This window comes from Geomonas propionica (assembly GCF_016458235.1).
In the GTDB taxonomy this organism is placed as follows: Bacteria; Desulfobacterota; Desulfuromonadia; order Geobacterales; family Geobacteraceae; genus Geomonas; species Geomonas propionica.
The window spans coordinates 57,858-79,967 of sequence record NZ_JAEMHK010000014.1; the positions used below are offsets into that span (position 1 = coordinate 57,858).

General features: G+C 59.6%; 20 protein-coding genes. All 20 read left to right on the forward strand.

Going from position 1 to position 22,110, the window contains the following annotated elements; translation table 11 throughout:
* The first annotated feature begins 135 nt into the window (after window positions 1-135).
* The 20 genes from JFN90_RS17220 (at window position 136) to aroB (ending at window position 22,106) form a co-directional block, all read left to right on the forward strand.
* Window positions 136-933 carry a DsbC family protein gene (locus tag JFN90_RS17220; protein WP_199396354.1) on the forward strand — a complete coding sequence of 266 codons (798 nt, stop codon included), beginning with the start codon at window positions 136-138 and terminating at the stop codon, window positions 931-933.
* Window positions 934-1,021: 88 nt separating this feature from the next.
* The gene (locus JFN90_RS17225; RefSeq protein ID WP_199396355.1) at window positions 1,022-6,682 is read left to right on the forward strand and encodes a pilus assembly protein; all 5,661 of its coding nucleotides are present in this window, start codon (window positions 1,022-1,024) and stop codon (window positions 6,680-6,682) included.
* A 2-nt stretch (window positions 6,683-6,684) separates the two neighbouring features.
* A complete protein-coding gene (locus JFN90_RS17230) occupies window positions 6,685-7,152 on the forward strand; it encodes a pilus assembly FimT family protein (protein ID WP_199396356.1) in 468 nt (155 codons plus the stop codon).
* Window positions 7,130-7,519, forward strand: coding sequence for a type IV pilus modification PilV family protein (locus tag JFN90_RS17235; protein WP_199396357.1), 390 nt, complete (start codon window positions 7,130-7,132; stop codon window positions 7,517-7,519). Before JFN90_RS17230 ends, JFN90_RS17235 begins: the two co-directional genes overlap by 23 nt.
* A complete protein-coding gene (locus JFN90_RS17240) occupies window positions 7,516-8,706 on the forward strand; it encodes a PilW family protein (RefSeq protein WP_199396358.1) in 1,191 nt (396 codons plus the stop codon). Before JFN90_RS17235 ends, JFN90_RS17240 begins: the two co-directional genes overlap by 4 nt.
* A 21-nt stretch (window positions 8,707-8,727) precedes the next feature.
* The gene (locus JFN90_RS17245) at window positions 8,728-9,384 is read left to right on the forward strand and encodes a pilus assembly protein PilX (protein WP_199396359.1); all 657 of its coding nucleotides are present in this window, start codon (window positions 8,728-8,730) and stop codon (window positions 9,382-9,384) included.
* Window positions 9,385-9,630: 246 nt separating this feature from the next.
* Window positions 9,631-10,119 carry a pilus assembly FimT family protein gene (locus JFN90_RS17250; protein WP_199396360.1) on the forward strand — a complete coding sequence of 163 codons (489 nt, stop codon included), beginning with the start codon at window positions 9,631-9,633 and terminating at the stop codon, window positions 10,117-10,119.
* A complete protein-coding gene (locus tag JFN90_RS17255; protein WP_199396361.1) occupies window positions 10,085-10,498 on the forward strand; it encodes a type IV pilus modification PilV family protein in 414 nt (137 codons plus the stop codon). The genes JFN90_RS17250 and JFN90_RS17255 overlap by 35 nt, the downstream gene beginning before the upstream one ends.
* Complete coding sequence (locus JFN90_RS17260) at window positions 10,495-11,676, forward strand: PilW family protein (protein ID WP_199396362.1); 1,182 nt, start codon at window positions 10,495-10,497, stop codon at window positions 11,674-11,676. Before JFN90_RS17255 ends, JFN90_RS17260 begins: the two co-directional genes overlap by 4 nt.
* Window positions 11,677-11,689: 13 nt before the next feature.
* Entirely contained in the window at window positions 11,690-12,310 is a 621-nt protein-coding gene (locus tag JFN90_RS17265; RefSeq protein ID WP_199396363.1) for a pilus assembly protein PilX, read from the forward strand.
* A gap of 254 nt (window positions 12,311-12,564) precedes the next feature.
* Window positions 12,565-12,762: a helix-turn-helix transcriptional regulator gene (locus JFN90_RS17270; RefSeq protein ID WP_041248407.1), complete on the forward strand. Its 198-nt coding sequence runs from the start codon at window positions 12,565-12,567 to the stop codon at window positions 12,760-12,762.
* Between the two features lie 17 nt (window positions 12,763-12,779).
* The gene (pilM, locus tag JFN90_RS17275; RefSeq protein ID WP_199396364.1) at window positions 12,780-13,832 is read left to right on the forward strand and encodes a type IV pilus assembly protein PilM; all 1,053 of its coding nucleotides are present in this window, start codon (window positions 12,780-12,782) and stop codon (window positions 13,830-13,832) included.
* Complete coding sequence (locus JFN90_RS17280) at window positions 13,829-14,377, forward strand: PilN domain-containing protein (protein WP_199396365.1); 549 nt, start codon at window positions 13,829-13,831, stop codon at window positions 14,375-14,377. Before pilM ends, JFN90_RS17280 begins: the two co-directional genes overlap by 4 nt.
* Window positions 14,378-14,450: 73 nt before the next feature.
* The gene (locus JFN90_RS17285; protein WP_199396366.1) at window positions 14,451-15,056 is read left to right on the forward strand and encodes a type IV pilus inner membrane component PilO; all 606 of its coding nucleotides are present in this window, start codon (window positions 14,451-14,453) and stop codon (window positions 15,054-15,056) included.
* Window positions 15,037-15,558, forward strand: a complete 522-nt coding sequence (locus JFN90_RS17290; RefSeq protein ID WP_199396367.1) for a pilus assembly protein PilP — start codon at window positions 15,037-15,039, stop codon at window positions 15,556-15,558. The genes JFN90_RS17285 and JFN90_RS17290 overlap by 20 nt, the downstream gene beginning before the upstream one ends.
* 12 nt (window positions 15,559-15,570) lie before the next feature.
* Window positions 15,571-18,324: a type IV pilus secretin family protein gene (gene pilQ / locus JFN90_RS17295; protein WP_199396368.1), complete on the forward strand. Its 2,754-nt coding sequence runs from the start codon at window positions 15,571-15,573 to the stop codon at window positions 18,322-18,324.
* A gap of 31 nt (window positions 18,325-18,355) precedes the next feature.
* The gene (locus JFN90_RS17300; protein WP_199396369.1) at window positions 18,356-19,126 is read left to right on the forward strand and encodes a hypothetical protein; all 771 of its coding nucleotides are present in this window, start codon (window positions 18,356-18,358) and stop codon (window positions 19,124-19,126) included.
* Window positions 19,127-19,215: 89 nt separating this feature from the next.
* The gene (gene aroC / locus JFN90_RS17305) at window positions 19,216-20,397 is read left to right on the forward strand and encodes a chorismate synthase (RefSeq protein WP_199396370.1); all 1,182 of its coding nucleotides are present in this window, start codon (window positions 19,216-19,218) and stop codon (window positions 20,395-20,397) included.
* A gap of 117 nt (window positions 20,398-20,514) precedes the next feature.
* Window positions 20,515-21,030, forward strand: a complete 516-nt coding sequence (locus tag JFN90_RS17310; protein WP_328755759.1) for a shikimate kinase — start codon at window positions 20,515-20,517, stop codon at window positions 21,028-21,030.
* Entirely contained in the window at window positions 21,027-22,106 is a 1,080-nt protein-coding gene (aroB, locus tag JFN90_RS17315; protein WP_199396371.1) for a 3-dehydroquinate synthase, read from the forward strand. The genes JFN90_RS17310 and aroB overlap by 4 nt, the downstream gene beginning before the upstream one ends.
* The last annotated feature ends 4 nt before the right edge of the window (window positions 22,107-22,110 follow it).

Sequence of the window (22,110 nt, forward strand, 5' to 3'; positions counted from 1 at the left end):
GCGATGCGCCCATGCTATGGTATGCCACAACTGACCGTATTGACGCTGAAACCGCGGCTTCGGCGTCTCGAACGGGGCCAGGGCACGGTTGTTGCTGCCCTGTCGGAGCATCGAAATCACCCACGAGGTAGCTGAATGTCTTTCGCAAAAAATCTCTCCCGCTTCTTCGCGGCCTGCTTCACCCTGGTCATCATCGCTTTCGCCGCACCCGCCTTCGCCATGTCGGAAGGATGCAGCGGGGACTGCGCTTCCTGCCACTCCATTACGCTGCAGGAAGCCACTGGCCTGCTCAAAGGAATCGGACCCGTGACGGGCGTCAAGCCGGCGCTGGTTCGGGGGCTGTACGAGGTTACCTTCGAGCAGGGGGGCAAAACCGGGGTGGCCTACCTCGACTATGCCAAGAAATACCTCATCGCCGGCCAGGTCTTCGATATAGCGACCCGGCAGCCGGTGGCGACTTCGACCCAGGCGAAGCAGGAGCAGAAGGCAGCCAAGGAGCGGCTTGATCCGGCAACGATCAGCACCGATCACGCGCTTGTGCTTGGGAACCCCAAGGGGAAAAAGAAGCTCTTCGTATTTACCGACCCTGAATGCCCCTTTTGCGCCAAAGCCCACGTAGAGCTGAAAAAATTGGTGTCCCTGGAGCCGGATCTTTGCATCTACATAAAGCTCTATCCGCTCAAAATACATCCCAGGTCTTACGATAAGTCGCGGGTGATTCTTTCCAAGGGTTCGGTCGAACTGCTGGAGAAGTCGTTCGCCGGGCAGGCGCTGCCGGCGGCGACGGAAAAGGACGCCAAAAAGCCTGTGGATGACACCGTCAAGTTCGCGGAGAGTAACGGCATGTATTCCACGCCGACCCTAGTGCTTTCTGACGGCCGCATCCTGGTGGGATACCGGGACGCGAAGGCGATGCAGGAACTGCTGCGGTAGAAAGCCGCCGCGCAGCATTCTCCGCGAGTGCAGGAAGGGCCGGAGAAAAGAATTGACGTATTCCAGAGAATTTCCCTGAGGTGAGCCCATGAGACTTGCAACAAAGATCCTGTCACAGAGTTTGTTCTTGATGCTGCTGCTGTCCCCGCTGGCAGCTCAGGCGGCTACTTTGAACGATTATTGCGTGGTCCCGCCCTTCATCCAGGAGATCGCCAAGCCCAACCTGCTGATGATCATCGACAACTCGGCGAGTATGTACGACCTCGCTTACGTCGATAAGGGGAGAAAGGTCTGTTCGGGCGACAACACTTATGCCTGCGAGGCGGACGCGACCTGTGCCGCGGCCGGCAAGGGAACCTGCACTACCTTCCTGAGGGAGCCATATTACTGCTACGACCAGACCTTCTCCAGCGCCAAGAAATACGTCGGCTACTTCGACGAAACCAAGAATTACCAGTACGATTTCGGTGCCAATCAGTTCGTGGAGGTGGCGGACATCCCGTCATCCTGTGCCGTCGCCGCATCGAGCGTCTCAACCGGCACCATTATTTGCAAGATCAGGCCCGGCATCCTCCATGTCAACATGGGTAGGGACGACGCCAAGGCAACCCATTTTTTCTATGCTTCCGGAAAGTACCTGAACTGGATCACCGCCTCCAAATTCGACGTGGAAAAGCAGGTGTTGACCGGAGGGAAATACGTTACCAAGGTCTGCTCGGGTAACACCAATAAGGCGTGCCTCACCGACCCCGACTGCACCGTTAATAGCGTCACTGACACCTGCGTCAATGCATCGAGCTTCCTGCTGCCCGAGTCGCGCGGCTGCGTCGGGCGCGCGTTCGTCAAAGAGGCGTTGACGAGCGACTTCGTCAACTACACCAGCAACACGGACAATACCAACACCTCGCTGCAGGTCGCCTTTAGCGTCATGGGGCCGGCCAATCCCATCCCTACCGCGCCTGCTCCCGGCGGGCAGACCTTCATCACGGTCTTCGGTGGCAAAGACTACGACTTCGGCAAGTGCCAGGCGGCTATCGACGCCATCGCTACGGGCGGGAACGCGACCATCAAGACCACCGTGGCCGACTGCCTTGCCTCCTCGGCGCCCACACAGGGTACCTGCCAGCAACAAACCAGCCAGACATGCACCACTTCTTCCCAGTGCGTGAAGAACAGCACATACTCCACGACCAGCAAGGTGTGCAGCGGGGCCACCAACCTTTCCTGTACCAGTGACGCGAACTGCTCCATAGACGCCACCACCACCTGCACGAAAACACCCTCCGTGGTCTGCAGCGCCGATACCGACTGCGTGGTCAACGTGGCGGAAGTGCTCGGGACTTGCGGCAGCTATTCTCCCACTCTGTCGCAGGGGGCGTCCAACCAGTTCCCGACAAGCTGCCGGGCCAACTCGGACTGCACCTTCAGTCATGGCAATACCACCTATACCGGTACGTGCAGCGGTCATGTAGCGGCTTCTTCGACCAACAACGGCCCCTGCCAATCCACCGCGGCACAGAGTTTCGGCACGTGCGTTTCCAACTACACCGGTCCCTGCAACCTCCCAGATCCGTCGACCAAAACCAGCGTCTCCTTTCAGCAATCGATGCAGGCCTGCTGGCAGTACCGGCAGTGGAAATTGGGCAAGCCGGGGGCGCAGGACATCGGCATCGATGATGTCAACACCGTCATCAACCAGTGCTCGGATGTCTACGGCAGCCTTTATACCTGCTCCAACAACACCCTGCTCTCCTGCGGCGGCACCAGTGATACCACCACGTGTGGCGCCGGCACCTGCGTCAGCGGACCGCTGGCCATCGGGTCCGGCAGCCCGGCCTTGATCTGCGGGGAGAGCTGGGAAGGGCAGTACTTCGAGAAAATATCCGGCGCCTGGGTGCTGAAGGACGGCTTCGATAAGAGCACCCCGGCCCTGAAAACCACCCATCAAGCTTTCTGCGATTCCTTGGACTCCGCGCCGGTCGCGGTCACCGACCCCACCGACTCCCCGTCCGATACCTCCGTTTCCGAGAACCTCCCGGCCATCCTGAGCGGCATCGGTCTCGAGGCGCAGATGGGGACTCCCTTTGGCACCCTGCGCGCCCGGATCGCCGCAAGCACGGCCCCCAGCGGGTTGGTGCAGGAATTCGAAAGCAAGATCCGCCTCGGCATGATGTCCTTCAACTCGGTCGGCTCCAAGGCTGAGGTCACCAGCGGGTTGCTGCCGGCCACCAAGGTCTGCTCCAACGCGCCCGACAGGACCTGTGTCACCGCAGCTGACTGCACGGACAACGCCACCTGCGACGCCCTCGCGGACCACGACGGAGCCGTGATCCAACCTACTGACCTCATTGGTAGGGGGCACTGCAAAGTCACCACGGGCACCACGTGCACCAAGAGCGCCCACTGCCCCACCGGGGAAGTCTGTGTAAGCGACGGGGTGGGGACACACACCTCAGCGGGGCTCGTCCACAGCATCGACGCCCTGCGCGCATCCACCTGGACTCCCTTCGCCGAGGCCTTCTACGACGCCATAGGGTACTTCGCCGTTTCACCCGGCGATACCACGGGCAAGACCAGCCGCACCGACCTCAGGCTGAACAGCACAGATTTCCTCTCCGACATGAACCCTTCGGAATACGTCTGCCAGTCCAACAACGTCCTGCTGGTGACCGATGGTGCCTCCACGGCGGACCAAAACGGCGACGTGGGCGACGTGGTGACTACCTACAAGGGAGTCTCCGGCAATGTCACGGGGGCCTGCCCCAAATACGCCGGCAGCAAGAATCTCGACGACTTGGCCTGGCTGGCGCGCCACCGCAACATCAACACCTTCTCCCGAACCACGGCCTCAACCGAGGTGCCGACTAAGAAGAACCAGATGGTTTCCACCTACGTGGTCTTCAACGGCGCCGACAACGGCGAATCCGGCGAGTGCGACAACGTCACCCTGCTGACCCAGACGGCGCAAAAAGGCGGCACCGATTTTATGAGCGCGGAGCTCCCGGATAAGATGAAGGAGACCCTGCGTAAGGCGTTCGAAGCGGTCGCCGGCGGCACCGCATCGGGTACTGCGGCATCGATCCTCAGTAACAGCGAGGGGAGCGGGGCGAATATCCTGCAGGCGGTCTTCTATCCCTCCAAGGATTTCGAGACCCCGACCGACGGGACCTCGCCCACCTACGCGAGATGGATCGGAGAGGTGCAGAACCTCTGGTACTACGTCGACCCGTTCATCGGCAACAGCACCGTGCGCGAGGACAGCCCCACCCCCACCCCCAACGATGAGCTGGACCTGGTCAACGACTACGTGGTCGACTTCCAGTTCAAGGGGGGCGAGACGCTGGCGGTGCTGACAAAGGACACCAACGGCGACGGGGCGGGTGATACTGTGGTGACCCCGGCGATGGACTCCAGAGTGAAAACCCAAGGGTTCTGCACCAACACCACCACCCCCACCAACTCGTCCTACAGCAAATGCGCAGCGGATGCCGGCTGCCTCACCGGGGAGACCTGCGTGTTTCAAGGCGTGGTCAACGCGGACGACGTGAGCAGCCTGTGGCGCGCCGGAAGGACGCTGTGGGATCGAAACCTCGATAGCAGCCACCGCACACTCTACACCTACCTGCACGGCACCAGTGCTCCCGGCTGCACAGGCACCTTCTCCGTCGACGGATTGTACGACCTTGCCGCCGCCGCCAGAAACTGGGCGAGCATCGGCGCCAACGACAAATGCATTCTGAAGAGCGTCCTGCAGGCGACCAGCGACGACGAGGCCAAGAACATCCTCAAGTTCGCCGAGGGATACGACTACAAGGACTACGATTCCTCCACCAATAGCATTCCCGGGACCATCGGCAGCAAAACACCCAGGAAGCGCACCGTGCAGAGAGGCGGTGTCAATAAGGTCTGGAAACTCGGTGACATCATCGCCTCAACCCCCCGCATCCAGTCTTTCAACAAGCTGAACAACTACCACCTGGACGTGCCGGCTGGCTATGCCGACACCACCTATGCCAACGATGCCACCAAGACCGGCTTCGCCAACTCCACCACCTACAAGGGGAGAGGGATGGCCTATGCCGGGGCCAACGACGGCATGCTGCACGCGTTTAACCTGGGTAACCTTGTCATTCCGGGAACGAATGGGGGGCTGGCCACGCTGAACAGCGGTGCCGACCCTCTCGGCAAGGAGGAGTGGGCCTTTTTGCCGAGGCACGTGCTTCCGTACCTGAAGTACCTTGCTGACCCGGACTATAGTCATATCTACTTGGTTGACGGCCCCACGCGCCTGGTAGATGCCAGCATCGGCAACGATGATTATTCCACCTCCACCGAGCCCTACGCTACCGCCGGTTGCAACGGCAGCGCCAAGCAATACTGGTCCTGCAAGAGGGATGGGGCCACCACCGGCAACAAGAGCTGGCGTACCATCCTGATCGGCAGCATGGGGGTAGGGGGCGCGTCCGCCAACCTCGGAGCCGCCTGTACCGATTGCGTAAAGAATCCAGTCGACGGCGTTGGATACTCCTCCTATTTCGCCCTCGACATCACCAACCCCGGCACCCCGACCTTCCTCTGGGAATACTCGAACGCCGACATGGGGGCTGCCACCAGCGGCGCCGCCGTGGTACGTATCGGCCACACCTTTACCGCAACAGACGGGGTCTACGGCAAGGAAGGAAGCACCCCGACCAACGGCCGCTGGTTCGCAGTCATCGGCAACGGGCCGAGCGGTCCCATCGACACCACCTATCACCAGTTCAAGGGCAAATCCAACGGACCGCTTCGCGTCTTTATCCTGGACCTGAAAACCGGAGCCTTGGCGAAACAGATCGACACCACGATCAACAACGCCTTCGCCGGGGCCATCACGCCGGGACCGCTCGATACCGACCGCAGCAAGAGGACCGACCCCGGATTTTACTCGGACGACGCCGTCTACTTCGGGTATGCCAACTGCTCAGCCAACTGCGGCACGGACACGCCGACCTGGGACGGCGGCATCATGAGGCTTCTGACCGGCGAAACCTCCGACTTGAGCACGTGGTCGCTGAGCACCCTGGTAAGCGGTATCGGTCCGGTAACGACCGCGGTCAGCAAGATCCAGGACCGCAAAAACCACAACCTCTGGCTGTACACCGGGTCCGGCCGCTACTTCTTCAAGGGAGACGATTCGTCCACCGCCGGCAAGATTTTCGCGGTGAAGGAACCCTGCTACGATGCGGTCAACGATGACATCTACAAGCTGAACACCATCAATGGCCAGTCTCCCAAATGCACCACCGAAATCGCCTTCTCGAGCTCTGATTTCGCCAACCAGACCACCGACATTAACTCCATGATCGACAAGAAGGGGTGGTACATCAATCTGGGAGGGGAGGACACCACCAACAAGTACGGTGCCGAACGGATCATCACCGAACCGGTGGCGATGGGCAATGGGGCGGTCTTCTTTACCTCGTTCATGCCTAGCACCGACATCTGCAACTACGGCGGCAACTCGTACCTGTGGGGCATGCGTTACGACAACGCGGGGCCGGCTTCCCCAGGCCAGTTGAAGGGAAAGGCCCTGGTCCAGGTGTCCACGGGCAGCTTCGAGGAAATCGATCTCTCCACCGCTCTCACCTCGAACATGAACAGGAGAATGGCAGTGCCTATGGTCGGTAAACCGCCGACCGACCCGCCGCCCATCGTGTCCAGTTCCGGCAACAAGCCGCTTAAGAGGATTCTGCACATACAGGAAAAATAATTATGGATCGACGCGGATTTACAGTCATCGAACTGTTGGTCGCGGTCGCCGTGATGGGGCTTCTTACGGCGCTGGGGACGGTTCAGTTCAACAATTACATGAAGAAAGCCCAGATCACCTCCCAAACGAGGACGCTCTACGGGGAATTGATGCAGTACCGTATAAAGGCGTTCCACGAGAAGCGGAACTGGACTTTCAAGTTCACCGCCTCCGGCTATGGAATCTACTCGTCGGCCAACGTGGCGGTGTCGCCGGTACGGTCAGTTGAACTGAAGCATAACGTGATCAGCAGCGACACTGACAATGTGACCTTCGACGGCCATGGGGGGAGCACCGCCGCGGCAAAAACCGTCTGCGTAGAGTCTTCAAACGATGCAACTGTCGATTCGGTTGTCATTTCCACGTCCAGAGTTTTGATCGGCAAAAAAGATGAAGGGAGTTGTGATAGTGACCATATTACCGCGCAATGAATCCGGTTTTACGCTGGTAGAACTGATGGTGGCCATGCTGATCATGCTGGTCGGTCTGGTGGGTCTTTTACAGACGGTCAACATCGCCATCGAGTACAACCTGAAAAACCAGATGCGTAACGAGGTGACCCGCGTGGCCCAAGACCAGATGAACGGCATGCGCGCGCTCGCCTTCGACGCGGTCACCGCCGTTGCCACCACTCAGGTCAATACCAACCTGAGAAACATCAACAGGCAATACGCGGTCACTAGGACGAAATCTCACATCAACGGCACCACGGACAGCTACCAGGTCGACGTCAGATGGAAGTACAAGAACGTCTCCACGACCTACTCGATAGTTTCTACAAGGAGTCGCACCGAATGAGCGCCCTGCGTCGTCCAGATTTTCTCGTGCGCCATGTCCTCCGTTCCAGGAAGGGGTTCACCCTGGTGGAGTTGGTTGTGGTCATGGGCATCTTCATGTTCATCATCATCATCAGCAGCGAGGCCTTCAACAAGCTCCTGACCCTTTCCAACCAGCAGACCAAGTCCGCCGAGAGCGACACGCAAGGCATTCTCGGTCTGGAGATGCTGCGGGTCGACCTTCAGCACGCCGGGTACGGACTGCCGTGGGAACTCACCTTCGAGGACGACTTGGAGGAGGTCACGTCGGGGGATCTGGGTTCGGGAGTCGATCCCAAAGACTACAACGACAACGATAATGCAAGCACGGATACTCATAAGGTGCCCCGCCCGGTACAGGCCGGCACCTCCCCAAGCGGTAGGGACTACCTCGTGCTCAAGTCCACCCTGATAAACACCAGCGATACCAGTAAAAAGTGGGCCTATGTGCAAGGTGTCGGTGGGACCAGCACGCTCAAGGCATGGGGCGACAACAATTTCGCCAACGACGAGCAGGTCGTGACCCTGAACTCCAAAAACAAGCAGTTGATCACCAAGCCGGTAGTTGCTCCCGCGGTGATGACGCCTGCTGATTTCTCCTATGGGATCACCTCTCCGACGATGACGCCCCCTGCTGGTTTCCAGCCCGGGGCCGAGTCGACGGTCTACCTGGTTTACGGCGTATCCAACGCCAGCAGCCTGCGCGCTCCCTACAACAGGGTCGATTACTACGTCAGGCGTCCCGGCTCCGCTGCGGAGATGCCGGCACGCTGCGCCCCGGGAACCGGGATCCTTTACAAGGCGGTGATGAACCACCCGGGGGGTGACCAGACTGAGCTGCCCTTAATGGAGTGCGTGGCTGACATGCAGGTCGTCTTCCAACTCGATACCAACGGCGACGGCGGCGCGGATTCCTTTGCGACGCACACCGGCCTCAGCAGCCTCTCGTCAAGCGAGATCAGGCAGCAGTTGAAGACCGTGAACGTGTACGTCGTGTCCCACGAAGGGGGCAAAGATCCCAACTATACTTACGATAAGGGGAAGGATCTGGTCGTCGGGGAAGGGTACGGCAGGACCTTGGACCTGCAGGCCCTGGTCGGTGCCGACTACAAAAACTATCGTTGGAAGACGTACAAGATCAGCGTCAACCCGAAGAACATCAATTATTGATCGCCATAAACAGGTACAGTCATGTCAACAGTCAGGAACGAAAATGGTATAGCTTTGGTGACGGCACTGCTGTTCACTCTCATATCTCTGGGTATCATGATGGCGCTTCTGACCATCGTCATCCAGGGAACCCAGGTGAGCGCCGCCAACAAGGCTTATAAAAACGCCACGGAAGCGGGATACGGAGCGGTCGATCTGGTGACCAAGGACATCTTCCCCACCATCCTGAGCTCCGCGTTCGACCAGAGGTATCAGGACAATATGCTGGATAAGGTGGGGATGGCGCTGTCGTCGGGTAACCCTTGCCTGACGCAGAAGATGACCACGTCCACCTCTTCGGTCAACTGGTCTAACTGTTCTGCCCTGGCCACCACCCCTTTGCCCAAGGAAGCTCCCGATTTGACCTTCACGCTTAAGGCGGCCGACGGCAGTGCCGGCTTCAAAATCTTTACCAAGATAGTGGACACCAAGTGCGGCGGTGATACCTCCGCCGGTCAGCTTTGCACCAATTCCGACACCTCCGGCATCGACTATCTCGATGTGGGGGGGGGGGTGACCGCCGGCAGCGGCTCGGTGACGCCGCAGCACAAGCCTGCTTATTTCCGTCTGGAAGTGCAGAGCGAGCGGGCTGTCAATCCGAAGGAAAAGGCACAGATGTCGGTGCTGTACGGTTACTGATTGCAGCCATACCCCGTTGCGGGCCTAAACTTTATAGCTGTTCCCGGCGGCTTCATTGCCTCCACACGCCCTTCTGCCTACCCGGTAGAGGGGCGTCGTTTTCTGCAGCAGTTTATCTCTCCCGGGCCCTCCCCAAATCCTTTCCCCAGCTTTCTTTTCCCGTGCGCTTTGCTAGTATTGGAAAGTTCAAATTTTGCCATCGGCGACCGCGCAAGGCACCTCTCAAGTGCAGCAGCGGGGGAAGCTATGCGATCTGAAGGTTATTCCTTACTAGAGACGATGTTCATCGTCGCCATCGTCGCCATTCTAGCCGTCATCGGGACCCTGCAATTCCGCGAATACCTGCAGCGTTACCGCACTGAGGCCCAGACGCGCCTGCTCTTTACGGAACTGCTCAAAGCGCGGACTCAGGCCATTTACCAGCACAGGCGGACGCGGGTCAAACTTTATGCCGACCGCTTCGCAGTCTACTCCTCCCTGCAGGACAGCAGCACGGTAACCCCGGTTCAGACCCATTCGTTGAACTATCGGCTGACTTCCAAAAGCGACCTTGCGGTGGGGCAGGACATTGACTTCGACGAGACCGGGATCACGTACGACTGGTGTTCCGTCTGCCTTGAGGACAGCGCCGGTGCCGGCGGGGTTGACAGCGTCGTCATTGCCGCGACAAGGGTGAGCATCGGCAAGAAGGACAAAGGTAATGTCTGTGAATCGGATAGCATCACGCTCAAGTAGTCGCGGCTTCACTCTGGTAGAGATGCTCATGGCTATGCTGGTCATGACCGTCGGCCTTTTGGGTCTGCTTCAGTCGGTGAACGTGGCCTACCAGCAAAACCTCAGGGACAAGCTGCGTAAGGAAGCGACCCAGGTGGCGGAGGAGCGCATGCATGACTGGTGCAGGCTACGCTTCGACATCATTACTTGCGGCGAAGCCAAAAAGGAGGATACGCATAAACAGGTAGGGGGGAGTCCCTGGTACTTTTCGGTGAACCGGAAAGCCGCACTGGTCGGGAGCGCCACCAAAAAACTGGATGTCACGGTGACATGGACCGTCAAAGGGGACGAGAAAAGCCATGAGATCCATGCGTTGCGGTCAAGGAGAAAGGGCGAATGAGGCGCTGGGGTAGGGGACAAGGGTATGCCCTGGTCGAACTGGTCGTGGTCATGCTGATCTTTGCGGTGGTGATGACGCTGATGAGCAGCTCCTTCGCCACCATCGTGCGCAGCACGGGCCAACTGGGCAAAAGGACCGAAACCGAGATCGGGGGGCTGATCGGGCTCGAGCTGATGCGCCGGGACCTGGAGCTTGCGGGGTTCGGCCTCCCTTACTCACTGTCTGAAGGTCTCAACTACGTGGAAGCGGACGAGGACACGCAGCTGGTGCCGGGCTTTCCCGACGTCAAGGCCAGCAACTTCAACGATCGCCCCGGGCTCGCTGCGCCTCCCGCCTTTCGCGTGGCTAGTGATGCCGGCTTCAACGGTTCAGATTACCTGGTAGTAAAAGGCACCCCCCTGGGCGATAACCCGGTCTGTCGCAGTTGGTGCTATTTGAACTACAGTGCGGTCACCAGGCCCTCGCGGGTCGAGCCCGAGCTCAAGATCGGCACCAAGACCCGTGCCATCGTGCTCCGCACCGGGGCCAGCGCATCAGGCGAGCCGGTGCGGGAACTGGTCACCTCCAGCGGGGATTTCACCTTCTTCCTCAACAACGTCGACATCAATTTCGCGCCACTGCGAAGGAGCGACAGCCACATTGTCTACGCAGTAGCCAACGATAAGGATGACGGCGATCTCAACTTTCCCTTTAACCGTTCCGACTATTACATTAGCCGCAAATCCGATATTTCCCCCCTGTGCAACCGGGGCACCGGCACGCTCTACAAGGCGGCCTTCAGCCACAACCAGGACCGGGGCGCCACCAAGTACCCCATCCTGGACTGCGCGGCGGATATGCAGGTCGTTTTCTACATGGACACCAACCACGACGGCACAACCGACTACCATCCCGATCCGGCTGATGGTCTTTTCTCCTTGAAGGACCTCGCGAAGTACTTGCGCGAGGAGCTGAAGGAGGTCCGGGTCTACATCCTGGCCCAGCAGGGGAAGCAGGACCCGGGCTACCGCTACCCGGTGAGCAATCCCGACAAAGCTATTGTGGTCGGCGACCCGGACCTGCCCGATCATGTGGGGCATATCTGGAGCGCGCAGGCGATGAGCGCTACCTTTGGTGCCGACTGGCGCACGTACCGCTGGAAAATTTACACGATCGTGGTGCAGCCCAAAAACCTGTAGCAGGGGAGGGGCAATGGCGGCTCTTCGTTCCGAAAACGGCGCAGCCCTGATTACCGCTTTGATGCTGACGACGCTTGCTTTGGTGATCGCGATGGCGCTGTTGTCCACCATCATCGCCGGAACCCACGTCGCGGCGAGCCAGAAGCGCTACCGCAGCGCTCTCACCGCAGCGCACGGCGGACTCGACCTGTTCACCAGCGAGATACTCCCGAGGCTTTTTCAAACCGGCTACGGGACCTCCAATTTTCAAGGGGATTTTCCCGGGATCGATCTGAAGGTTATGCTCGACCCGTGCCTGCAGCAAAAACTCGTTCTTGCGCGCGCCGAATGGAGCGCCTGCAGCGACGCTCAGGCCAACCCCGAACCTTCTCAGGCACCGGACACCACTTTTCGGCTGGCGGGGGTTCCGCCGGCGACCGGTTTCAACGTCAGCACTAAGATCATCGACACCGTCCCGGGGAATACCGACCGCAGCGGCTATTACCTGCTTGACGCGGGGGGGGCGGTGGCAGCCCAGGACGACGTGATCAGACCGCAGCACGTCCCGGTCATGTATAACATCCAGGTACAGGGGATGCGGGGAGAGCAGGGGACTCGCGAAAAGGCGCGCCTCGCGGTGCTTTACGCCTACTGACAGACCGTTTCGAAATAAGCCGCTTTTTCATTTATGCGAGTTGCCCGAAATTGCAACTCGCTTTTTTATTGGTATGATCTCCCCATTCCACCCATTAAAAAACGCCTGAAGACAGGAGGTGTAGCCTTTCCGAAGGGGAAAGTTTTTCTTTGACCTTTAATTACATATAACTTTGAATAAAAGGTTGACTTTCCTTTTTATAGATGGCAAGGTGTGCAAAAATTCGTATTGTCTGTCTTCAAGCGGTGCCACTTATGATCATGAACAGCGTCAAAAAACTCCGGGAAGAACGCCTGATGAGCAAAGCCGAGCTGGCACGGTTGGCTGGGGTGTCGCCCATCACCATCGACCGGATCGAACGGGGTGAGGACTGCAGGATGGAGACCAAGCGCAAGATCCTGCTTGCACTTGGCTTCTCCCTCTCCGACAAGAACAAGGTATTCCAGGACTAGGAAGATAGGACCACGCGATGCTTTTCTCCAAGAAGAAGGACATAGTAGGGGTCGATATAGGATCGAGTGCCGTGAAGCTCGTGCAGTTTCGCCCGGCCAAGGGCGGCTTCCAACTCGTGAAGATCGGGATCCTGCCGCTGCCGGCCGAGGCCATCGTCGACAACACCCTGATGGACAGCTCTTCGATCGTCGAGGCGGTCAAGCAGCTGTTGGACACTCTGGGGGTGAAGGCGAAAGAGGCCGTCTGCTCCATCTCGGGCAACTCGGTCATCATCAGAAAAATCTCCCTGCCGGTGATGCCGGTCGAGGAACTGGAAGACCAGATCCACTGGGAGGCCGAGCAGTACATCCCCTTCGATATCAACGATGTCAACGTCGACTTCCAGATCCTGTTCCCCGACGAGCAGGACCCCTCCAAAATGAACGTCCTGCTGGTGGCCAGCAAAAAAGACATAATCAACGATTACATCTCGGTGTTCGCTGAGGCAGGGCTCAAGCTGGCGGTGGTCGACGTCGACTCCTTCGCCGTCCAGAATGCCTTCGAGCTGAACTACCCGGTCGACCCTGACCAGGTGGTGGCTCTGGTCAACATAGGCGCCAGCATCTTCAACCTCAACATCGTCAGGGACGGCGTCTCCCTGTTCACCCGCGACGTGCAGATGGGTGGCAACCTCTACACCGAGGAGATCCAGAAGCAGTTCGGCATCAGCAGCGCCGAGGCCGAGGAAATGAAGCTTGGTGCAGGGCACTCCGCGGATTCCCGCCTGGGTGAGGTGCTGCAGCGGGTGAACGATACCATCGCCCTGGAGATGCGGCGCTCCCTGGACTTTTACAACTCCACCGCCGGCGAGGAGCGCATCACCAAGGTGTTTTTAAGCGGCGGCGCGGCCAAGACGCTGCACCTGATCGAAGCGGTACAGCAGAGGCTGGCGCTTCCGGTGGAAATCCTGAACCCGCTGGCCCGGGTTGCCGTCAACGAGAAGGAGTTCGATCCCAGGTACCTTGAGGAGATCGCCCCGCTCATGTCGGTTGCGGTGGGGCTTGCTGCGAGGAGGGCTGGAGACAAATGATCAAGATAAACCTCCTCCCGATACGGGCATCAAAGAAGAAGGAAACGATGCGCCAGCAGGTCACCATACTGGTGGTCCTCCTGGTTACCATCCTGGTGGTGGGGCTGGGGTGGTGGATTTACCTGCGCAGCCAGATCAACACGGTCAAGACCGAGATCACCACGGCTGAGACGGAACTTGCCCAGTTGAAGACCAAGATCGGCGTCATCGACAATCTGAAGAAGCTGCAAGCTGATGTGAAGAAGAAGCTCGACGTGCTGGACCGCCTGCGCCGCGGCAAGACCGGGCCGGCGTCGCGGCTCGCCACGCTCTCCGACTCCACCCCGGACAAGCTCTGGCTCACCAAGTACGCTGAAAACGGTTCGGCGGTGTCGCTTTCGGGCGGCGCCATGAGCGAGGACCTGATCGCCGTGTTTATGAAGACGCTGCAGGCCTCCGGTTCTTTCACCAACGTGGAACTGGTGGTTTCCGAACAGGCTGAGTTGGCCGGAACCAAGTACAAGCGTTTCGACCTGTCATTCCAGATCAAGGATCAGAAGCCGTAGCGCCGGGATTTCCGGCAGGATGCGGCGCGAGCAGGCGGCGCGCAAACCAAGAAGCTGAATCAGAGGCATTGCCATGGATCCACAAATAGAGAAGTTGCTGAAGCTCCCGACCAAGCAGAAGGTCGCGCTCCTGGTACTGCTGCTGCTCCTCGAAGCAGCAGGTCTGTACTACGGGCTGCACCGTCCCCGGCTCGAAGAACTGGAAACGCTCAAGACCAAGCAGCAGGATTTGCAAAAGCTGATCGACGACAATCGTCGCATCGCCAACAACCTGCCGCGCTTCAAAGCGGAGTACGAGCAGTTGAAGCGCGACCTGGACAACGCGCTGACCGAGCTTCCCAACCAGAAGGAGATCCCGTCGCTTTTGACCAACATCTCCAATTCCGGCAAGATGGCTGGTCTCGACTTCCTGCTGTTCAGGCCCAAGCCGGAGGTCCCCAAGGATTTCTACGCGGAGGTGCCGGTTGACATCTCCGTTTCCGGGACCTTTTACAACGTGGCCGACTTCTTCGTCGCGGTCGGAAAGCTGCCGCGCATCGTGAACATCACCAACGTCAACGTCGCGGACATCAAGGAAGTAGGAGGGCGCACGGTCATGAAGGTAAACTGCCTGGCCACCACCTTCCGTTTCCTCGATCCCAAAGAGAGCAAGAATGCGAATGCCAATAAACCTAAATAGCACGCTACTTTTGATGCTGTTGCTGGCGTTTTCGTACGGCTGTAAGAAGGAAGAGGCACCCGCGCCTCCCCCTCCCGCCGCGAAACCCGCACCCGCACCCAAGCCGGTGCCGCCGGTACAGCAGCAGATCTCTTCCGCAGCCAAGGTCGGTTCCGCGGTTGTTTTCAAGAAGGACCCGTTCAAGCCGCTGCTGACGTCGCAGGCGCCGGTTGTGCCTGCTGGTCAGGCCGCTAAGCCCAGCGGGGTGCCCCTGGCCGACCAGCTTCCGATCCAGAGTTTCGAGGCGAGCAAGTTCAAGGTTGCCGGGATCATTGCCGGATTCAAAGAGAACAAGGCCCTCGTAATCGATCCCAACGGCAAGGGGTATGTAGTGCAGGCCGGCATGCAGATAGGCAACGCCAACGGCAGGATCTCCAGGATCACCTCCTCGTCGGTGGAGATTGTGGAGAAGAGCGGTCGCAAGAGTAAAACCATCGTGCTTACGCTGGCCAAGAAAAGGTAAGGAGCGTTTCAGATGACCATGTACCAGAGCAGAATTCTTTGTCACGCCATGGCACTCATCGTCTTGTTGACGGTTTCTGCTGGCTGCGTCAAGAGGATGACCGCCGTTAACGAGCCCGCTTCGGCGGAAGCCGCGGCTTTTGCCACCTTGCGCTCCGTGACCGTGTCGGACGATGGCTCGAGCGTCGAGCTGACCAGCGACAGGCCGCTCACCTATACTTCCTACAAGGGAGGGGAGCCGGCCAAGATCATCGTCGACATCTCGCAGGCCGAACCTGGTGTGGTGGCGTCGCCCATCGAGGTCAACCGCGGCAGCGTGAAACGGATCGAGATCGAGCGCCAGCCGGTTGGTGCGAGCGTACTGACGCGGGTGGCCCTGGTGCTCAACCGCGACGTCGATTTCTCGGTCGCCACTGATCCGGGTAACAAGAACAAGCTCCTGATCAGCCTGCCGCGCGAGGCCGAGGCGAAGAACGAGCCGGTCACCAAGGAAGCTCCCATCGCCGAGCCGCGTATCGAGGAGAAAACGCTGGTAGCCGACGCGGCCCCCAAGGTCCAGGCTCCCCAGGTGAGCGAGGCCAAGGCTGTAGTTCCCGCGCCGCCCGCACTTCCTGTCGAAAAGCCGGTAGCCAAGGCGGTTCAGAAAGACACGGAAACCGGTAGCGGCCCCAGGCTGAACGGGGTGATCACCGCGGCCGACGGCGTGGAACTTTCGGTCCAAGGTGGGGTGGAGACCTTCAACTCCTTCAAACTCGCCAAGCCCGACCGCATCGTGGTCGATCTGTTCAAGGTCAAAAATGCCCTGGCCCAGAATGTCGTTCCCATCGGCGCCTTCGGCGTTGCCAACGCCCGGGTAGGCTCCACCCCCGATAAAGTGCGCGTAGTGCTGGATGCTTCAGGTGAGGGACTGCCCGCTTTCGAGGTTCAAAAGAGCGATCTCGGCGTGAAGATCAAGTTGAAAGGGAAAGGTCCCGCGACAACCGCGGCGCCCGCTGCCGCCCCTGCTGTAGCAGCGGTACTCGCACCGGCCCCGGCACCTGCGCCGGCCACTGCACCTGCGCCGGTCGCCAAGATGAAGGCTGAAGTGCCGCCGGGACGCCACGTGAAGGGCGCGCTGGAGGCCGTCGATTTCAAAGTCGTAGAGGGCGTATCCCGCATCTCCATGAAGCTCCACGGTACCTGCGAGCCGGGCGAACCGATCCACAGCCCACGCGGGCTGACGCTCACCATCAACAACTGCCAAGTGCCTAAGTCGCTGCAGCGCGCCATGGATACCTCCAAGTTCGGCTCTCCCGTGCTTTCCGTGACCCCCTACCAGGTTAAGGTGAAAGGCGGCTATGTCACCAAAATCGCCGTCAAGCTGCATGGCAATCCGGAGTACACCACCAGCCGGCAGGGTGACGTCCTCACTTGGGACATCGTGAACCCGGGACCGGCCGTGGCTGCAAAGCTTCCGCCGGCACCTGCCGCCAAGCCCAAGGCGCCCGAGGCCGCCGACGAACTGGGCGCTCCGACCCGCACCGAGGAACCGGTCACTGAGATTTCCGGTGGAGCGGATAAGCGCTTCGGCAAGAAGGTTTATAAGGGGAGGCGTGTCACCCTCGAATTCTCCGACGCCGACATCCGGAAGATTTTCCAGTTGATAGCAGAGGTGAGCAACCTCAACTTCCTCATCGGGGACGACGTCACCGGCACCATCAGCATCAAACTGGTAAATGTTCCTTGGGATCAGGCGCTGGACGTGATTCTGGACGCCAAGGGACTCGCCATGGTGCAGCAAGGCAATATCGTTCAGATCAAGCCGCGCAGCAAGATGCAGAGCCAAGCTGATGAGGAGACCGCGGCCAAGAAGGCGGCTGAGCGGTTGCTGGAGCTGAAAACTGCGGTGTTTGAAGTCAACTACGCTGCCATCGGCGATGTCGCGACGCAGTTCAACATCATGAAGAGCGAGCGCGGCGTGATTACCAAGGACGAGCGCACCAGCCGCGTCATCGTGAAGGACATCCAGCCTGCGTTGGACGACATGAGGGCGCTGCTGAAGAATCTTGACCTGCCAGAGAAGCAGGTTCAGATTGAGGCGCGCATCGTCGAGGCCACCTCGACCTTCACCCGCGACCTCGGCGTGCAGTGGGGGCTCAAGTACGCGGACGGTTCAGCCTCGATCGCCGGCGTCAACTCTCTCGAAACCAGGTTCGGCGGCGTGGTATCCCCGGCGGGCCCTGGTACAAGCGGTGCGGGCGGCATCGGGATGGGGGTTTCCTTCGGTAAACTCACCAGCAACGTGCAGCTCGACATGAGGCTCGCAGCAGCTGCCACCATTGGCCAAGTCAAAATCATCTCCACGCCCAAAGTGGTTACGCTGAACAACAAGGCCGCCAAGATCTCCCAGGGACAGTCGATTCCTTATCAGACTACTTCCGCTGAGGGGACCAAGACTGAGTTCGTCGAAGCTGCCCTTACTCTCGAAGTGACGCCCCACATCACTGCCGACGGCTCCGTCAGTATGAAGATCAAGGCGAGCAACAACTCCCCGGGCGCCGGGTCGCCGCCTCCGATCAACAAGAAAGAAGCCACCACCGAGCTCGTCGTTTCCAATGGCGACACCACCGTCATCGGCGGTATCTACGTCGACAACGAGACCGAGACCAACACCGGCATCCCGTTCCTCGCCGACATCCCGCTGCTCGGGTGGCTGTTCAAGTCCAACGCGAAGCAGAAAACTAAAACTGAATTGCTTATATTCATAACCCCGAAGATCGTACTTTAATCAACAGACAGTTGTCTGCATTGGAGAAACTATGAGATTGAAGCAGTTTTTATTGGTATTTTTCGCCCTGATTGCCTTGCTGCCACTGGCTGGTTGCGGTGGTAGTGGTGGGGCCGGATTGAACGGTTCGATTTCTCTGGAAACAGGGATCGAGGGAAGCGTTGTAACGGCGACCGCTACCTACACTAACCCGGACGGGAGCAAAAACCTTATTGGAACGCCGATTACCTTCTACGTTCAGTTTGATGGTGTTAAATACACCTTGGGGACTCTAAATACCAACTCCTCAGGATCGGTTAAAGTCGGTTTCCCTATGCCTGGTTTCAATGGCACCAAAGATATCATTATAAGTGCCAAGTCCGGAGAGCTTGAGGATTTCAAATCCATTAGCATGACGGGGCGGACCATTGTTCTGACCCCTCCTGCAGCTGTCACCCTGACCGCGGTTGCCGGGTCTGCCGCAACCCAGGCTTTTGCCATTGCCGGAACCCCGGGCTTTGTTAAAGTCACTGATCCTTTCGCTGATGAAACTCTGGTCGGCCACGTGCTGAATATCACCTACACCGTTTCGTCCAGCACAGGCAGCCCCGTCACTCTCAATGCTCCACTAACCACCACCGTTCAGGCTGACGGGACTGCGCCTTTCCCCGGAGCAACCGGAACCATTACTATACCCGCAACGGCCGGGACCGAGATCGTGACCATCAACTGGACGGCAAAGGATCCCATCACGGATCTGACAGCTTCAGGGTCTACCACGGTGACTCTGACTGCAAGCGCGCCTGTTGTGGTAGGCCCCTAATGTAACGGCACGGCGTCAAGCTTTGCATGTAGCAAAAATGCCAGGGTGCTCCCCTGGCATTTCTTTAGTTTTGGCACACAGGAGTACGCATGTTCAGATACCTTACCGCGGGCGAATCTCATGGTCCGCAGTTGACCGCCATTATCGAGGGGATCCCCTCAGGGCTCAAGCTCAGCGAAAGCGACATCAACGCCGATCTTTTGCGCCGGCAGGGTGGATACGGCCGTGGCGGCCGCATGAAGATAGAAACCGACCGCGCCAGCATCCGCTCCGGCGTGCGCTGGGGCGAAACCCTGGGCTCGCCGATCACCCTGGTGGTGGAGAACTCGGATTGGATCAACTGGGAGCAGCGCATGTCGGTCAGCCCCGAGCACCGCGACGATTCCATCCGCGTTACCCGCGCCCGTCCCGGACACGCCGACCTCCCCGGCGCCATGAAGTACGCCCACAACGACGTGCGCAACATTCTGGAACGCTCCAGCGCCCGCGAGACCGCGGTGCGCGTCGCGGTCGGGGCAGTGGCCAAGGCATATCTGGCCCGCTTCGGCATCGCCGTGGTCGGTTGTGTGGTCGAGTTGGGCGGGGTGAAGGCGGAGCGTCCGGAACTCTCGGTAAAGGCGCTGCAGGACGCCATCGCGTCCTCGCCGGTTTACACCTATGACGCCAAGGCCGAGCTCGAGATGGTCGATGCCATCGACCGCGCCAAGGCAGCCGGCGACACCCTTGGCGGTGTGGTCGAGGTCCGGGTAACCGGTGCTCCCGTGGGGCTTGGGAGCCACGTGCAGTGGGATCGCAGACTGGACGCGCGTCTGGCAGCGGCGGTGATGAGCATTCAGGCTTTTAAAGGGGTGGAGATCGGCGCGGGATTCGAGACAGCACGGCTTCCCGGTTCCCTGGTTCACGATGAGATCTACTTCGACGAGCAGCGCATGTCCCGCGGTGAGAAGACCGGCTTTTACCGCAACACCAACCGGGCCGGCGGCCTGGAGGGAGGGATCACCAACGGCGAGGAGATCGTGGTGTATGGCGCAATGAAGCCGATCCCGACCCTGTACACGCCGCTCAAGTCGGTCGATATCCTCACCAAGGAGCCGTTCGAGGCGACCGTGGAGCGCTCGGACTGCTGTGCCGTCCCCGCGGCTTCCGTTGTTGCCGAGGCCGTGGTCGCCGTCGAGATCGTCAACGCCTTCATGGAGAAGTTCGGCGGCGATTCCGTTGCCGAGACCGCCAGGAACTACTCGTCCTACATCGAGTACCTGCGTGAGTTTTAAAGACAAAGGCATTAACGCAAAGGCGCCAAGGCGCGGAGGCGCTAAGAAAGGATTGAGGTTTAGTTATTCCTCTTGGCGTCTTTGCGGCTCCGCGTCTTTGCGTTAGAGGTTTTACCTGTGACTTTCAAGAACATCTTTCTCACCGGCTTCATGGGATGCGGCAAGACCAGCGTGGGACAGGTGCTGGCGCAGCAACTCGGCTGGTCCTTCGTCGACCTCGACCAGATCATCGTGGCTGAGGCGGGACGGAGCATCAAGGAAATCTTCGCAGACCAGGGCGAACCGTACTTCCGCGAGTTGGAGTCGAAGATGCTGGAGCAGGTGGCCGCACGCGCCGGCCAAGTCGTTTCCACCGGTGGAGGCGTGGTGATCGCGCCCGCCAACCGGGCCAATATGCACGGGAACGGCTGCATCGTGAACCTCACCGCCAGCGTGGAAACTATCGCGCAGCGGGTGAGCGGCGACAGCGAGCGGCCGTTGCTGGCGGACGATGCTTCGGTGTTGAAGATCCGCACCATGCTTGAGGTGCGCGAACAGTTCTACGCCGACGCCGACATCCGGATCGACACTACCGGCAAGGATGTCGCTGCGGTTGCCAAAGAAGTACTCGATTACTCGAAGGGGTCCTTGTGATTGTTCAAACGATAAAAGTGGCGCTTGGTGAACGGAGCTACGACATACAGCTCGGTGCCGGCATCCTGGGCACCATCGGCACTGTCTGCCGCGAACTCGGCCTCACCGGCACCGCTGCTGTCGTCTCCAACACCACCGTTGCACCTCTTTATTTTGATACCGTGCGTGCAGCCATGGAGGCGGCGGGATACCAGGTGCTCCTGGTCTCGCTCCCCGATGGTGAGGCGTACAAGAACAGCGCCACGCTGAACCAGATTTACGACGCCCTGGTGGACGGCTCGCTCGACCGCGGCTCCTTCATTCTTGCCTTGGGCGGTGGGGTGATCGGTGACATGGCCGGGTTCGCCGCGGCGAGCTACCTGCGCGGCATTCCGTTCGTCCAGCTCCCCACCACGCTCCTGTCCCAGGTCGATTCCAGCGTAGGCGGCAAGACCGGTATCAACCACCCGCGCGGCAAAAACCTGATCGGGGCGTTCTACCAGCCCAAAGCGGTGCTGATCGACGTGATGACGCTGGACACGCTGCCGGAGCGCGAGTTCCGCGCCGGTCTGGGCGAGATCGTCAAGTACGGTGCCGTGCTGGACGGCGATTTCTTCAGGTTCCTCGAAGAGAACGTCGACGCGCTCCTGGCCCGCGACAAGGAGGCCCTGATCCAGGCCGTCGCCCGCAGTTGTTCTATCAAGGCCAAAGTGGTGGCGGTGGACGAGAGGGAAGGGGGGGTGCGCGCGGTGCTGAACTACGGGCATACCCTCGGGCACGCCGTCGAGACCCTCACTGAGTACACAACCTACCTGCATGGCGAGGCCGTAGCCATCGGGATGGTTCAGGCAGCGAAGATTTCCAAACATTTCGGCTACTGCAACCAGGCCGACCGCGACCGCATCGCAGCGCTTATCGCAGCGCTGGGGCTTCCCGCCGAGCTCCCCGCATTCCCGTCGGAAAAATACGTGGAGGCTCTCTCCCATGACAAGAAGGTGCGTGACAAGGGGTTGCTCTTCATCTGCAACCGCGGCATCGGCGCCTACAAGATGGAAAGGGTTACTGACCTCAAAGCACTTCTGGACATCTGCGCATAGGAGC